The organism is Bacillus sp. SD127 (assembly GCF_058566445.1).
In genome coordinates this window covers 1,354,459-1,369,113 of record NZ_CP191226.1, presented here as the reverse complement: position 1 = coordinate 1,369,113, position 14,655 = coordinate 1,354,459, and the positions used below count along the sequence as shown (strand labels likewise).

Here is a 14,655-nt window from a genome sequence, read left to right as displayed (position 1 = left end):
ATAAGCTCCCCCTTATGCCTCCAACAGCTTCGACAGCTTTTTAAGCGCGTCAGCCCTGTGGCTGATTTTATTTTTTTCATCACTTGTCAGCTCGGCCATAGTTTTATCTTTATCTTTGACGATAAAGATCGGGTCATAGCCAAATCCGTATTCTCCTCTCGGCTCTTCGGCAATATAACCTTCAACATGACCTTCGACTGTTTTTGTTTCCTCTCCCGGAATACTTACGGCAAGCGCGCAGCGAAAACGTGCCGTGCGCTGTTCTTTTTCGATGCCTCTCAGCTCGCTCAGCACTTTATCGATATTCGCCTGGTCATCTTTCTGTTCCCCTGCATAGCGTGCTGAATAGACGCCGGGACGGCCTCCTAAATTATCAACGGACAAGCCGGAGTCGTCTGCAATCACCATTTTGTTCACTGCTTTCGCCACCGCTTCCGCTTTTAGAATCGCATTTTCTTCAAACGTATGGCCTGTCTCTTCAATTTCATCTGTAAACCCGATTTCAGCTAATGATTTTACCTCGTACCCTTTCGGCTCAAGGATTTCTTTAAATTCCTTCACTTTTCCCGGATTGTGAGTTGCAATAATTGCTTCTTTCATGATGATCAAGCCTTTCTGTCATTATTTCAGTTCTGGAAGAGAATCGCCCAGTACTTCTTTTTGCTTGTCAATCAGTTCCTGAATGCCTTTTTCTGCAAGACCGAGAAGCCCATTCAGATCCTCACGTGAAAAGGTTGCCTCTTCCCCTGTTCCCTGAAGCTCCACAAAGCGGCCGCTGCCTGTCATGATGACATTCATATCAACTTCAGCAGCAGAATCTTCTTCATAATTTAAATCTAACAAAATTCCCCGCTCTTTATCAATTCCGACAGAGATCGCTGCCAGGTAATCAGTGAGCGGGTTTGTTTTAATCGTTCCTGCTTTGAGAAGCTTGCCAACCGCAATCGCCATGGCAAGAAATGCTCCGGTAATGGAAGCCGTTCTCGTTCCTCCGTCCGCCTGAATGACATCACAGTCAATCCAAATCGTACGTTCGCCCAGTTTCTCTAAATCAACGACTGCCCGAAGCGCGCGGCCGATCAAACGCTGAATTTCCATCGTTCTGCCGGAAATTTTTCCTTTGGAAGATTCTCTGATCGTTCTTTGATTTGTAGCCCGCGGCAGCATGCTATACTCAGCTGTAATCCACCCTTTGCCTCCGCCCCGCAAAAACGGCGGTACGCGGTCCTCTACAGATGCGTTGCAGATTACTTTTGTATTCCCCGCTGTTATTAGAACAGACCCTTCCGGATGGCTGATAAAGTCCAAATCAAACGTGATTGGACGCAGCTCATCATGTTGTCTTCCGTCATGTCTCATGTTTTACCTCCGATTGTATGTACATAAACCATTTTTGTCCCGGAATTGAATAAAGAAAGAGGCAGCCGGAACGCTAACCTCTTTCTTTCTAGTATATCAAAAATCCCAATTTAAAAACTACCCGTATTCACTTGAGACGGTCTGGATACCGCTTCTGAAAGTTTTTCGCCTTTTTCGTTCACAAGCTCGGCTTTTCCGTTCACTTTAACGGATACGCTTTTTACATCCGGCTGCTCTGTTAAAGTCAGCACAATGCTGTTGAGCACTTCTGAAGAAATCATTTTCGTCTTTTCATCGGCGCTTCCGAAAATGGATTGATTAAAATCTAACGTTACACGTCCATCTTTGATTTTCGGCTTACTGACCAATTTCACATCTTCGCTGAAATCCGTTAACAGGCCGCTCGCCTTGCTCGGGCCCTCAGCCAGTTCATTAATAGCCGCTGTAATGTCGTCTGTTTTAGAATTGTCAATTCGTTTCGTTACCGGCACGTAATACTCACTGTCATCGGTTTCCGCCAAATAGTAGACTGTCAGCGGATGTGTAGCAGTGAGATCATTGACGCCTGCTGTTTCCAAATTAATCCCGTCCTTACGGCTTAAATCGTCTGAGATCGGCGTGCCGCCTACAGGCATCTCCTTCAGTTCATGGCCGTTGATTCTCAGCTTTACTTTATCAATTGAACTGAATTGAGTCAGCGTCCACGTCACCGATTGAACGATTTTCTGTTCATCTTCCTTCTTATAGTTTTTAAATTCTTTCGAGAAGTCCGCTATAGCAGTGCCATCTTTTTTGATATCTACGTTAACAGTTGTGTCAGCCGGCAAAACAGCTCTGAAGCCATTCGGCAGAATCTCTGACACAGGCCCGCCCTGCACAAGGTATTCAAGCGCCTGCTTAGCCGTTCCTTCACTTTTCGGAAGAGGCATCGTTTGAGCAACGACATAACCGTTTTTATCAATGAGATAAAGCTCCCTCATCACTGTAGAAGAGTCCTGATTCGCTTTTTCGGTATCACTTTTTTCATTTTTTGTTTTTTCGGCTGCTGTTGTATTTGAATCGGTCCCCGCTTCATCATTTACGTATGTAACGTCTTGAGGCGGATCGATTTCCTCAGCTGTCTTATCGGATTGAAATAAACCGCACCCGGATAAAAGCAAGGCAGAGGTGAGACAAGTGGCACCAATGACTGCAGGTCCTTTTTTCAGCATACTTTTCCCTCCTAAGGCTGTTTGTACTACTATGTATACGAGCCTCTGCGGGAAATAGACCGATGAATTCCATTAAAAACAGAAAAAACCCGCAACACGCCGTTGCGGGGCAAAACTATCTTCTAATTGGTTCTCGCAAAGAGATGCATTCTACGTGACCTACTTCATGGCCAAACCAGTCATCTGCTATTTTCGCAAACTGATCCCGTTCTCCTGTAGTCAGGAATTGATGATCCGGGGTAAACGGAGATTGATTCAGCAGTCCTTTATACGATAGAATCGTACTCACTTCCCGGGCTGTTTCATCGCCTGACGAAATAATATTCACATGCTCCCCCATATATCTTTGAATTGCGTCTTTTAAAATAGGATAATGGGTGCAGCCTAAAATCAGCGAGTCAATCGATGTATCTTTTAACGGAGATAATGATGTTTTGACAATCTCGTCTGCTGTTTTGTCCAGAAACTTTCCGCTTTCCACAAACGGCACAAGCAGCGGACAGGCAAGATTTTCGACCTTCAGTTCGGCATTTAATGCCAGAAGGGCTTCTTCATAAGCATTGCTCTTAATGGTGTTTTCTGTGCCGATTACACCGATATGCTGATTTTCTGTCACTTTTATCGCTGCCCGCGCACCAGGCTGGATCACCCCGACCACCGGAATATCAACGTCGCGCTGGATGTCTTCCAGTGCAATTGCTGTCGCGGTGTTGCAGGCGATCACCAGCATCTTAATGTGGTGGTTTTTCAACAAATAATTCGTCAGCTCCCGCGTGTATTGAAGCACTTCTTCTTCAGGACGCGGCCCGTACGGACACCGTTTTGTATCCCCTACGTAGATTATATTTTCTTTTGGTAGCTGTCTCATGATTTCCTTTGCAACGGTTAACCCGCCAACCCCGGAATCAATGACTCCTATTGGTTGTTCCAACAAAATCGCCTCATTTTCTCTTCATTTCATGCTGCAGTTTCATCAATGATTTTTCGAAGATGGCTATTTCTTCATCTGTAAACGTTTCGAACATATCACGCAGGTATTCCTGCCTTTTTGTAATGACCTCTTGGATAATGCGTTCTCCTTCAGGCAGAAGGTGTATCCTGACGACACGTCTGTCCGCCGGATCCTTTACCCGCTCGACAAGCTCATTTTTTTGCATACGGTCGATGAGATCCGTCGTCGTGCTGCATGCCAGATACATTTTCCCCGATAGTTCGCCGATTGTCATGTCTCCTAATTCATAAAGCCATTGCAGACCGACAAATTGCGGCGGCGTGATCGCGTATTGGTTTAGGATTTCTCTTCCTTTTTGTTTAATGATCGCGGCAATGTGGCGGAGCGACTTTTCAATGTCCGCAACATGCTCCAAAGGTTTTGATGTCATTTGTCCATCCCTCACTCAAGGATCTCTTACGCACAAAAGCGTTCCGTGTCTATTTTCCTTCTTTTTTAAAGAAAATGCAAGACTCGCGGGACGAGAAATAGAGGGACATTAGGCAAATGAAAGCAAATTGAAAATCTCGTTTTATATCGTATCATCCTAGTTTAATATAGGAATTTGGAACTTTTCAAACAAACAGCAATAACCGGCTCCCTCCTAAAAAGAAGGAATACCGGCAAGGATTAAAGCTCTAGCTCACCCATTCTAAGAAGCTCAACAACGGCTTGCGAACGCCCTTTCACACCTAATTTCTGCATGGCATTTGAAATATGGTTTCGAACGGTTTTCTCACTGATAAATAGCTCGCTTGCAATCTCCTTTGTTGTCTTATCTTGAACGAGCAATTCGAACACTTCTCTTTCTCTTTTCGTTAGCAGCGGCTTCGATTGAAATTCTTTCTCCTTCAAGTATTGTAACCCTCCTTGCTAAGGTGAGAGCGAATCTGAAACGAATGGGTTTTGATATAGTCAAGATATCATATGTCAGGAGGGCGCAGGAGGTGACGTTTACAGAAGAATTAGTTTATCGTGTATGGAGAAGCTTTTCTTTCTCCTCACTCGTCCAGCTGACAGCCTTTCCGCTTTCCTTTGACACTTGAACCATGACAACAGCTCCAGTGAAGCAAGGCTCCCCTACGCTATTTTCTCCGAGGTAATGCAAGGTGAGGGATGAACTGCCGACAGCGCTTGTTTTTACATAAATACGCAAGTCTTCATAAGGCATAACTTGGCGCAGATAATCACATTGCTGACTGGCGACGACTGTCATGGTTTGCTTATGTTGTTTCATCATATTCAGATTTTTAAAATAAGATATCCTCGCTTCTTCAAAATAGATGAAAGGGATTACATTATTCATATGCCCAAACATATCTGTCTCAGAAAATCGTACAGATACTTCATTAAAAAAAGAAAAGGATTCTATCCATTTTTGAAACGGCATGTCAATGTAAGCAGGAAGCTTCATTTCACTCATCTCCTTATTGTTAAAAAAACCTCTCCCATGCGGAAGAGGTTTTTTTCATCTTATACTCTGTCGCTTCCGAAGAAATTGCGGAATGCTTGTAAGTTTGTATCCCTGTTTAAGGCAGCGATAGAAGTGGTAAGCGGAATGCCTTTCGGACAGGATTGAACGCAGTTTTGCGAGTTGCCGCAATCTGCAAGGCCTCCTTCATCCATCAGCGCTTCCAGCCGGTCGGATTTGTTCATGGCTCCTGTCGGATGGGCGTTAAACAGACGGACCTGAGACATTGGAGCCGGACCCATGAATTTCGATTTGCTGTTTACATTCGGGCAGGCTTCCAGGCAGACACCGCACGTCATGCATTTTGATAATTCATATGCCCACTGGCGGCGTTTTTCCGGCATTCTCGGTCCCGGTCCTAAATCGTACGTGCCGTCGATCGGTATCCACGCTTTTACTTTTTTCAGAGAATTAAACATTCTGCTGCGGTCAACCTGCAGATCACGCACGACCGGGAATGTTTTCATCGGTTTTAAGCGGATCGGCTGTTCAAGCTGGTCAACAAGCGCCGTACAAGACTGGCGGGGCTTTCCGTTTATAACCATTGAACATGCGCCGCATACTTCTTCAAGACAGTTCATATCCCATGTGACAGGAGTTGTCTTTTCACCTTTCACGTTAACCGGATTCCGGCGGATTTCCATTAAAGCGGAAATGACGTTCAGGTTCGGGCGGTATGGTATTTCAAATTCTTCATCGTAAGGCGTGCTGTCGGGTGTATCTTGACGTGTGATAATAAATCGTATGGTCTTTTTCTCACTCATGATTATTTCGCCACCTTCTTCTTCGAGTAATCCCGTTTCCGAGGCGTTATCAGTGATACGTCGACATCCTGATACTCAAACTCAGGCGCTTCATACGGGCTTACATGTTTAGCCATTGTTGTTTTGAGCCATTCATCGTCATTACGCTCAGGGAAATCCGGTTTATAATGGGCGCCCCTGCTTTCATTACGGTTGTAAGCACCCAGTGTAATCACCCTGGCAAGCTGAAGCATGTTTGAAAGCTGGCGTGTAAACATAGCTCCCTGGTTGCTCCATTTTGTCGTGTCATTGATGTTAATCTTTTTATACCGCTCCATTAACTCCTGAATTTTGTCATCTGTTTTCAACAGCTTGTCGTTATGGCGGACAACCGTCACATTCGCCGTCATCCATTCCCCGAGCTCTCTATGGAGGACGTACGCATTTTCGTTTCCGTCCATATTCATGATCTCAGCCCATTTTTCTTCTTCTTTTTTCACGTGGGCATCGAATATCGATGAAGACATATCCTCTGCGGAAGATTCTAAGCCGTTTACATATTTAACCGCATTCGGTCCGGCTACCATTCCTCCGTAAATCGCGGAGAGCAGGGAGTTTGCTCCCAAGCGGTTGCCGCCGTGCATGGAGTAATCACATTCTCCAGCGGCAAACAGTCCCGGGATATTTGTCATTTGATCGTAATGTACCCATAAGCCGCCCATTGAATAATGAACCGCAGGGAAGATTTTCATTGGGAGTTTGCGCGGGTCGTCTCCCATAAACTTCTCATAAATTTCAATGATGCCGCCGAGCTTAATATCAAGCTCTTTTGGATCTTTATGAGACAGATCGAGATACACCATGTTCTCGCCGTTGATGCCGAGTTTCTGATTCACACACACATCAAATATTTCGCGTGTCGCAATATCACGCGGCACCAGGTTCCCATATGCAGGATATTTTTCCTCAAGGAAATACCATGGCTTACCGTCTTTGTATGTCCATACGCGTCCGCCTTCACCGCGCGCTGATTCACTCATCAGCCTTAATTTATCATCCCCCGGTATAGCTGTCGGGTGGATCTGAATGAATTCTCCATTTGCATAATACGCTCCCTGCTGATAAACGATCGATGCAGCAGACCCTGTATTAATCATGGAGTTTGTGGATTTACCGAAAATGATTCCCGGTCCGCCTGTCGCCATAATGACAGCGTCAGAACGGAAGGATTCAATTTGCATGTTTGTCAGGTTTTGCGCGACAATTCCGCGGCAGGTTCTGTCATCATCTAATATAGCGCCAAGGAATTCCCAGCCTTCGTATTTTGTGACCAGACCGGCAACCTCGTATCTGCGCACTTGCTCGTCCAAAGCGTAAAGCAGCTGCTGGCCAGTCGTCGCACCGGCATAAGCTGTTCTGTGGTGCTGTGTACCCCCAAATCGGCGGAAATCAAGCAGCCCCTCAGGCGTCCGGTTAAACATGACGCCCATCCGGTCTAATAAGTGGATGATTGATGGCGCCGCTTCACACATCGCCTTAACCGGCGGCTGATTGGCAAGAAAGTCTCCCCCGTATACAGTATCGTCAAAATGTTCCCACGGAGAGTCGCCTTCCCCTTTTGTATTGACTGCTCCGTTGATGCCGCCTTGGGCACAAACCGAATGAGAACGTTTCACAGGAACGATGGAAAACAGCTTAACCGCCATTCCTGATTCCGCTGCTTTGATTGTCGCCATGAGGCCGGCAAGACCCCCGCCGACTACAATAATGCTTGTTTGACTCATGATAGCCCCTCTCCCTCTAGTAATCTAGTACTCTTATACAAATGCAAAAATCGCTTTTAAGCCTACGTATGACAGTGCAACAAAGATAATCAGCGTAACGTACGTCGAAATTCTTTGAGAACGTGGCGTTACAGTGATGCCCCATGTGACAGCAAAAGACCATAAACCGTTCGAGAAGTGGAAAATTGTCGATAAAACACCTACAATGTAAAAGCCCAGCATAGCCGGCGAGCTCAAGATATTCGCCATCATGTCGAAATTGACCTCAGCGCCCATCTGTGCAGCAATGCGGGTTTCCCACACATGCCAGCTCACAAAAATGAGAGTGATGATACCGGTTACACGCTGCAGGACGAAGAGCCAGTTTCGCATATAGCTATATTGTCCTGCGTTATTTTTCGCAGTAAACGCTATGTACACACCATAAACTGCATGATAAATTAAAGGTAAGAAGATAATAAAGATTTCCAGAGCATACCTGAAAGGCAGACTATCCATAAAATGAGCAGCATTATTGAATGCTTCCGCGCCCCTTGCGGCAAACTGGTTGACGACTAAATGCTGAATCAAAAAGATGCCGACCGGTATGACGCCAAGCAAGGAATGCAATCTTCGAAAATAAAACTCTCTGTTCCCAGACATTACTTTACCCCCTGTTTGATAAGTGCGAAATGTGCTAAATCTCTTCCCCCACTTCTTTCAATTGTAAGCACTTTATTAAGATTTATTGACAATTTCATTTTACTCCTACCACAAAAGGGCGTCAAGAAAACGCGTACATAAATTCTAATTTTCCGAATTGATTAGTTGATTCAAAAATTTTATTTTATCAATATATAATTCTTTCTTAATTTTTCATGAGAATTACAGGATCATTCTGTAATCCTCCCCCCTGTTTGGGCTATAATATACGAAGGAGAGAGGGGAGACAGATATGAAGTCTAAATATGAAGCATCAATACATAATCTAAAAGAAATTGAAATGAACGCCTATGCCTATGAACTGATACGAGAGATTGTTCTCCCAGACATGCTTGGCCAAGATTACTCTTCCATGATGTATTGGGCAGGGAAACATCTCGCCCGAAAGTTTCCTCTTGAATCATGGGAGGAATTTCCGGCTTTCTTTGAAGAAGCAGGCTGGGGAACCCTCACAAACGTTAGCGCAAAGAAACAAGAGCTAGAATTCGAGCTTGAAGGACAGATCATTTCCAATCGGCTAAAATATCAGAAAGAACCTTGCTTTCAGCTGGAAGCTGGCTTCATCGCCGAGCAAATTCAATTGATGAATGATCAGATTGCCGAATCATACGAACAAGTAAAAAAGAGAGCCGATAAAGTGGTTCTGACTGTTAAATGGGATATGAAAGACCCTGTTTAATGAAAAAGGCGGTGACTGCATGAGTCCCGCCTTTTTGGTTGTCATGACACAGCTGAAGGATGTTTCGAGAGCTCGAATGCATCGTGGAGTGCTTCCACCGCTTTTACCATGTCATTTTCGCTCACTACTGTTGAAACTTTGATTTCAGATGTGCTGACCATTTTGATTAATATGTTTTTTTCCGCCAGTACAGCAAACATTTCAGCCGCTACACCGGGATTTGATACCATGCCTGATCCGACAATGGATACTTTGGCCAATTTGCTTTCTGTCTCGATTTTTTCGAATTCCAGCGCATCTTTGTACTCTTCAAGTACGGCAACAGTCTGGTCCGCGTCTTCGGATTTAACAGAGAAGGAAATTCCGGTCTCATGGTCTCCCGCCTGCGTTTGAATAATGATATCCACGTTAATGTTTCTTTTTGCAAGAGTTGTAAAAATAGTAGACAAAGTGGTCAGGCCGCTTGTCAGCCCGTAGATGGTTACCCTTGTGATTTGATCTTCGAACGCGATGCCTCTGACGATAAGATTCTGCTCCATGGATGATTCCTCCTCAATTAATGTTCCCGCTTCTGTTTCTGTACTTGAACGCACTTCTAACGGCACTTGGTGATTTTTCGCAAATTCAACCGCTCTCGGATGAAGAACTCCAGCGCCTAAATTGGCAAGCTCCAGCATTTCATCGTAAGAGATGCCGGCAAGCTTTCTCGCTGATTTCACGTAGCGCGGATCGGTTGTAAACACGCCGGGCACATCTGTATAAATATCACATTTATCCGCTTTTAATGCGGCAGCCAAAGCCACTGCTGTTGTGTCTGAACCACCTCTGCCCAATGTCGTGATTTCACTGTCGTCTGTCATGCCTTGAAACCCTGCCACAACAACGACTTTTCCTTCCTGAAGCTGGCCTTCTAACACGGATGTGTTCATCTCCGTAATTCTGGCGTTGCCATGGACGGCCTCCGTGCGGATCCCCGCCTGCCATCCTGTATAGGAAACGGCGTCATAGCCTTTTTCCTGCAGCGCCATGGAAAGCAAGGAAATGGTGACCTGCTCGCCTGTTGCCAGCAGCATATCCATTTCACGTTTGCTCGGCTGATCAGTGATGTCTTTTGCAAGGCTGACCAATGCGTCAGTGGATTTCCCCATAGCTGATACGACAACTACGACTTGATGGCCTTTCTGTTTTTCCGCAATGACGCGATTTGCTGCATTTTGAATTTTTTCGACTGAGCCGACGGAAGTACCACCGAATTTTTGTACAATGAGACCCATGTATAACCACCCTTTACATTTTGGTTCGTGCGGGTGAGGAGAAAGAGCGCTTTGTCCACAATAAAAAAAGCAATGAGAGGAATTGCTCTCATTGCTTATCAATTAATCATCACGATGATTATGAACAACGAGATAGCCCTCCAAGAAAATGATTTCTTGACAGCCTTACATTTATTCAATGCACGGCCAGCAAATAATACCGATGGGGTTTTATTTGCTTCGGCGACGCTCCCCTTTCAGCCTTTTTCTCAGAATCCATCTTTCTCCAAAGGCTTACTCTTGAAGTTCGCACCTCTATCTTCACCATATTACACGATCTAATTATGAAATTAGTTCACATTTTATCAGAACTTTTTCAAAAGGACAACATTATTTTTGCAATTTATCATAAAGCAGCTGTGCCGCCGCTGCGGGTACACCCGCTTTTTTGATGTCCTCGAGGCTTGCTTCCTTCATTTTTTTGACGGAACCGAAATGCTTTAACAGCATTTTCTTTCTTTTTTCTCCGATTCCGGGTATATCGTCTAGCACAGACTGGAACGCGCTTTTCCCGCGGATTTGCCTGTGGAAGCTGATCGCAAACCGGTGCACCTCATCCTGAATGCGCTGAAGCAGGTAAAATTCCTGGCTGTTTCGTTCAAGATAAACCGTCTCCAGCGGATCGCCGATTAATAAATTGGAGGTTCTGTGTTTATCATCCTTCGCCAAGCCGGCAATCGGGATATCAAGGCCGAGTTCGTTTTCTATGACGTCACGGGCCGCATTGATCTGGCCTTTCCCTCCGTCTATAATGATCAGGTCAGGGAGCGGCAGGTTTTCGCGAAGCACTCTTGTATATCTTCGTCTGACAACCTCTCTCATTGAGCCGTAATCATCAGGCCCTGTGACAGTTTTGATTTTGTATTTGCGGTATTCCTTTTTGTATGGTTTGCCGTCGATGAACACAATCATCGCCGAAACCGGGTTTGTCCCTTGTATATTCGAGTTATCGAACGCTTCGATTCTGTGCGGGATATAAATATTTAAGGCGTCTCCGAGTTTCTGCACAGCACCGATTGAACGCTCCTCGTCACGTTCGATTAAAGAGAATTTTTCTTTAAGCGCGATTTTTGCGTTTTTATGTGCCAGCATAAGCAATTCTTTCTTCGACCCTTTTTTCGGCTGATGGACGTTTGTTTCCAACAGCTGCTCAATCATCGATTGATCGACGCTGTCCGGCACTAAAATCTCCTTCGGCAGAAAATGATTGTTTTTTGAATAAAACTGCCCGATGAAGGTAAGGAACTCTTCATCTGCTTCCTGATAAAGCGGAAACATGCTGACGTCACGTTCGATGAGCTTTCCTTGCCGTACAAAAAAGACCTGTACGCACATCCAGCCTTTATCATAAGCGTAAGCGAATACATCACGGTCGACTAAGTCGTTCATCGTCATTTTTTGTTTTTCCATCGTTGATTCGATATGGGCAATTTGGTCACGAAGCTCCTTTGCCCGTTCAAATTCAAGGTTCTCAGCCGCCTCAAGCATTTTCTCTTCAAGCTCTTTTTTGACGTCGTTATAGCCGCCTTTTAAGAAACGGGTAATACTCTCAACCAGCTCTCTGTTTGTCTCTTCAGAAATGTCCTTTACACACGGAGCAAGACATTGTCCGAGGTGATAATAAAGACACACTCTGTCGGGGAGCTTTGAGCATTTTCTGAGAGGATAGAGACGGTCGAGCAGCTTTTTCGTCTCCCTTGCGGCCTGAACATTCGGATACGGTCCGAAATAGCGCCCTTTGTCTTTTTTGACATTGCGGGTGACAATCAGCCTTGGGTGGCGTTCATGGGTGAGTTTTATAAAAGGATAGGTTTTATCATCTTTCAGCATGACGTTATATTTCGGATCATGCTTTTTGATCAAGTTCATTTCTAAAATAAGCGCTTCAAGATTGGAGGACGTCACGATATATTCAAAATCCTCGATTTCCGTCACAAGCCTCTGTGTTTTTGCGTCATGAGACCCGGTAAAGTAGGAGCGCACTCTGTTTTTCAGCACTTTTGCTTTTCCTACGTAGATCACTGTCTGCTGACGGTCCTTCATTAAATAACACCCGGGCTGATCGGGAAGGAGGGCGAGTTTTTCTTTCAGTTGTTTGTTCATATGTTACCCTTCCTTATAGTTAGTCCTTTGTTTCCAGTTTAACACGAACAGGTGTTTTTCTCCATGGTTCACGATTGGCGAATAAAAAAAGCGATCCCTCAATTGGAATCGCTCTGGCATGTAAGCAGCCGAACATTAAAGATGTTTGTTTACAAGCTCTTGAAGCGCTTCTTTCGGTTTGAAGCCTACAGATGTTTCAACAACTTCTCCATCTTTTAAGACAAGAAGTGTCGGGATGCTCATAACGCCGTATTTGCCTGCTGTTTCTTGGTTCTCATCTACATCGATTTTTACGATTTTCAGTTTGTCGCCCATTTCTTGATCCAATTCTTCAAGAACAGGTGCAATCATTTTACAAGGTCCGCACCAAGGGGCCCAGAAATCAGCCAGTACGACGCCTTCGCTTGTTTCAGCTGAGAAAGATTGATCAGTTGCTTTTACGATAGCCATTATTGAATTCCTCCAATTGTGAAATGATGATTTTTAGTATAGCATCTCCCATTCGTTCACGCTATTTAAATGCTTATAAATTATTTTTTCCTGATCACAATCGGTTTACTCATAGAATGGGGCATTTCGAAATTAAAACACGAATCTGATAATCGCTCCGATCACCACGATTGCGCCGATGATCATTAAAATTGTACGAAGCATAGGACAACATCCCTTCTATAACCGTCATATACTTTACCATGCCCTTTTGGAGCTGTTTCAAAACAAAAAAGAGCGCTGTCCTCTAGTGGATCGGCGCTCCTTTTTTTGGTTAAGAATCAGTCCGTAATGTGAGTAAGACAACTGCCATTGGCGGCAGCTTTGCTTTCAATTTGTTTTTATTTACAGAATAACGGCTGAACGATTCAGGTTTTACGTGCTCCGGATCATCAAACGTGTTATGGGCGTTCATCTTTTCAGCAGTCAGGATAACGCCGGAATGATCCACAGTCTTGTCAAGACCTCTCAGCTCGATCTCCACCTCTGCTTTATTTTGATGATCAATGTTACAGATGCTGACGTTTATATCGCCCTCAGCATTTCTTGATGCTGACACACTGATTTGAGGCAGCGTTTCTCCCTTCCATTCATAGTCAGCGGACGTTGTTTCAGTATCTAAAAGTGAGGCATCCTGATGTACCTTAAACATATCAAACACATGGTATGTCGGCGTTAATAGCATCCGTTCTCCCTCAGTCAGAATCATAGCTTGAAGCACGTTTACCGTCTGTGCGATGTTGGTCATTTGCACCCGGCGGCAATGCTGATGGAAAATGTGAAAGTGAGAAGCTGCGACCAGCGCGTCACGAATCGTGTTTTGCTGATATAAAAAGCCTGGGTTTGTTCCTGGCTCAGGGTCAAACCATGTGCCCCATTCGTCAATAATCAGTCCGACCCGCTGTTCCGGATCATACCGGTCCATAATTGTTCCGTGTTTTTCAATCAATTCATCAATGTATTTGGCCTTTTTCATCGTGATGAACCATTCGTCCTCTGTAAATTCTGTGGCCGATCCTTTGCCCTTCCAGAAATCTCCCGGAATCGTGTAGTAATGAAGGCTTAGCCCATCCATCAGGCCAGCGGCTTTTTTCATGAGCACGTCCGTCCAATTAAAATCATCGACGTTTGCACCGCCGGCAATTTTATAAATTTCATTGCCGCTGTAATTGCGGACATACGTTTGAAAACGGCGGTATAGATCGGCATAGTACTCTGGATGCATGTTGCCGCCGCAGCCCCAATTTTCATTGCCCACTCCAAAATATTTCAGCTTCCAAGGCTCTTCTTTTCCGTTTTGTTTTCTCCAATCCGACATGGGCGTGCCTTCTTTAAAGGTCATATATTCGATCCATTCCGCCATTTCCTGAACTGTTCCGCTTCCTACATTGCCGCAAATGTAAGGTTCGCACTCAAGCAGCTCGCACAGCATCATAAATTCATGTGTCCCGAATTCATTCGATTCAACTGTACCGCCCCAGTGAGTATTGAGCATCGTCTTGCGGTCACCCACACCATTAGCCCAATGATATTCATCCGCAAAGCAGCCTCCCGGCCATCGGAGGACAGGAATACGCAGCTGTTTCAGCGCTTCTAACACATCTTTTCTTATACCGTTTATATGAGGAATGCTTGATTCCGTTCCGACCCAAATCCCTTCATAAATCCCTCTTCCTAAATGCTCAGCAAAATGACCGTATATATTTTTGTTGATCGTTCCTTTTACAATATCCGTTTGAATCACTGCTGTATGTTCAGACATGCTTGATCATTCCTTTCATAAATATGAAAAGCACCACAGTCAAATATA

The 14,655-nt window shown here is 44.8% G+C and carries 15 protein-coding genes and 1 riboswitch; of the genes, 1 reads left to right on the top strand and 14 read right to left on the bottom strand.

Annotated features, from left to right (window positions below; translation table 11 throughout):
* Nucleotides 1-12 precede the first annotated feature (12 nt).
* From ACQVGS_RS07000 to sdhC, 10 genes are all read right to left on the bottom strand, one after another.
* Nucleotides 13-609, bottom strand: a complete 597-nt coding sequence (locus tag ACQVGS_RS07000) for an XTP/dITP diphosphatase (protein WP_101863450.1) — start codon at nt 607-609, stop codon at nt 13-15.
* Between the two features lie 12 nt (nt 610-621).
* Nucleotides 622-1,359 carry a ribonuclease PH gene (rph, locus tag ACQVGS_RS06995; protein ID WP_106022190.1) on the bottom strand — a complete coding sequence of 246 codons (738 nt, stop codon included), beginning with the start codon at nt 1,357-1,359 and terminating at the stop codon, nt 622-624.
* Between the two features lie 110 nt (nt 1,360-1,469).
* Entirely contained in the window at nt 1,470-2,570 is a 1,101-nt protein-coding gene (locus tag ACQVGS_RS06990) for a GerMN domain-containing protein (RefSeq protein ID WP_024122394.1), read from the bottom strand.
* A 115-nt stretch (nt 2,571-2,685) separates the two neighbouring features.
* Nucleotides 2,686-3,504: a glutamate racemase gene (gene racE / locus ACQVGS_RS06985; protein WP_081638350.1), complete on the bottom strand. Its 819-nt coding sequence runs from the start codon at nt 3,502-3,504 to the stop codon at nt 2,686-2,688.
* A 7-nt stretch (nt 3,505-3,511) separates the two neighbouring features.
* The gene (locus tag ACQVGS_RS06980) at nt 3,512-3,952 is read right to left on the bottom strand and encodes a MarR family winged helix-turn-helix transcriptional regulator (protein ID WP_003222521.1); all 441 of its coding nucleotides are present in this window, start codon (nt 3,950-3,952) and stop codon (nt 3,512-3,514) included.
* A gap of 239 nt (nt 3,953-4,191) precedes the next feature.
* A complete protein-coding gene (gerE, locus tag ACQVGS_RS06975) occupies nt 4,192-4,416 on the bottom strand; it encodes a spore germination transcription factor GerE (protein WP_003184172.1) in 225 nt (74 codons plus the stop codon).
* Nucleotides 4,417-4,531: 115 nt separating this feature from the next.
* A complete protein-coding gene (locus ACQVGS_RS06970; RefSeq protein WP_106022189.1) occupies nt 4,532-4,975 on the bottom strand; it encodes an acyl-CoA thioesterase in 444 nt (147 codons plus the stop codon).
* A 59-nt stretch (nt 4,976-5,034) separates the two neighbouring features.
* Entirely contained in the window at nt 5,035-5,796 is a 762-nt protein-coding gene (gene sdhB / locus ACQVGS_RS06965; RefSeq protein ID WP_024122397.1) for a succinate dehydrogenase iron-sulfur subunit, read from the bottom strand.
* A 2-nt stretch (nt 5,797-5,798) separates the two neighbouring features.
* Nucleotides 5,799-7,559 carry a succinate dehydrogenase flavoprotein subunit gene (gene sdhA, locus ACQVGS_RS06960; RefSeq protein ID WP_491831268.1) on the bottom strand — a complete coding sequence of 587 codons (1,761 nt, stop codon included), beginning with the start codon at nt 7,557-7,559 and terminating at the stop codon, nt 5,799-5,801.
* A gap of 33 nt (nt 7,560-7,592) precedes the next feature.
* Nucleotides 7,593-8,201, bottom strand: a complete 609-nt coding sequence (sdhC, locus tag ACQVGS_RS06955; RefSeq protein ID WP_003237652.1) for a succinate dehydrogenase cytochrome B558 — start codon at nt 8,199-8,201, stop codon at nt 7,593-7,595.
* Nucleotides 8,202-8,493: 292 nt separating this feature from the next.
* Here sdhC and ACQVGS_RS06950 point away from each other — a divergent pair, with 292 nt between their 5' ends.
* Nucleotides 8,494-8,940, top strand: coding sequence for a YslB family protein (locus ACQVGS_RS06950; protein ID WP_010335208.1), 447 nt, complete (start codon nt 8,494-8,496; stop codon nt 8,938-8,940).
* 41 nt (nt 8,941-8,981) lie between these two features.
* Here the strand turns inward: ACQVGS_RS06950 and ACQVGS_RS06945 are convergent, their stop codons facing one another.
* The 4 genes from ACQVGS_RS06945 to ACQVGS_RS06930 all read right to left on the bottom strand — a co-directional run bounded on the left by ACQVGS_RS06945 (nt 8,982) and on the right by ACQVGS_RS06930 (nt 14,607).
* Complete coding sequence (locus ACQVGS_RS06945; protein ID WP_024122399.1) at nt 8,982-10,214, bottom strand: aspartate kinase; 1,233 nt, start codon at nt 10,212-10,214, stop codon at nt 8,982-8,984.
* A 125-nt stretch (nt 10,215-10,339) separates the two neighbouring features.
* Nucleotides 10,340-10,519, bottom strand: a riboswitch (Lysine riboswitch).
* 64 nt (nt 10,520-10,583) lie between these two features.
* Entirely contained in the window at nt 10,584-12,356 is a 1,773-nt protein-coding gene (gene uvrC / locus ACQVGS_RS06940; RefSeq protein WP_151174413.1) for an excinuclease ABC subunit UvrC, read from the bottom strand.
* Nucleotides 12,357-12,491: 135 nt separating this feature from the next.
* Entirely contained in the window at nt 12,492-12,806 is a 315-nt protein-coding gene (gene trxA / locus ACQVGS_RS06935) for a thioredoxin (protein WP_003222500.1), read from the bottom strand.
* Nucleotides 12,807-13,119: 313 nt separating this feature from the next.
* On the bottom strand, nt 13,120-14,607 hold the full coding sequence (locus ACQVGS_RS06930) for an alpha-N-arabinofuranosidase (RefSeq protein ID WP_101861328.1): 1,488 nt from the start codon (nt 14,605-14,607) through the stop codon (nt 13,120-13,122).
* Between the last annotated feature and the right edge of the window lie 48 nt (nt 14,608-14,655).

Coding starts and splice junctions, on each gene's coding strand:
- rph (WP_106022190.1), bottom strand. CDS start 1,359: ATGAGACATGACGGAAGACAACATGATGAGCTGCGTCCAATCACGTTT.
- ACQVGS_RS06990 (WP_024122394.1), bottom strand. CDS start 2,570: ATGCTGAAAAAAGGACCTGCAGTCATTGGTGCCACTTGTCTCACCTCT.
- ACQVGS_RS06980 (WP_003222521.1), bottom strand. CDS start 3,952: ATGACATCAAAACCTTTGGAGCATGTTGCGGACATTGAAAAGTCGCTC.
- ACQVGS_RS06970 (WP_106022189.1), bottom strand. CDS start 4,975: ATGAAGCTTCCTGCTTACATTGACATGCCGTTTCAAAAATGGATAGAA.
- sdhB (WP_024122397.1), bottom strand. CDS start 5,796: ATGAGTGAGAAAAAGACCATACGATTTATTATCACACGTCAAGATACA.
- sdhA (WP_491831268.1), bottom strand. CDS start 7,559: ATGAGTCAAACAAGCATTATTGTAGTCGGCGGGGGTCTTGCCGGCCTC.
- sdhC (WP_003237652.1), bottom strand. CDS start 8,201: ATGTCTGGGAACAGAGAGTTTTATTTTCGAAGATTGCATTCCTTGCTT.
- ACQVGS_RS06950 (WP_010335208.1), top strand. CDS start 8,494: ATGAAGTCTAAATATGAAGCATCAATACATAATCTAAAAGAAATTGAA.
- ACQVGS_RS06945 (WP_024122399.1), bottom strand. CDS start 10,214: ATGGGTCTCATTGTACAAAAATTCGGTGGTACTTCCGTCGGCTCAGTC.
- uvrC (WP_151174413.1), bottom strand. CDS start 12,356: ATGAACAAACAACTGAAAGAAAAACTCGCCCTCCTTCCCGATCAGCCC.
- trxA (WP_003222500.1), bottom strand. CDS start 12,806: ATGGCTATCGTAAAAGCAACTGATCAATCTTTCTCAGCTGAAACAAGC.
- ACQVGS_RS06930 (WP_101861328.1), bottom strand. CDS start 14,607: ATGTCTGAACATACAGCAGTGATTCAAACGGATATTGTAAAAGGAACG.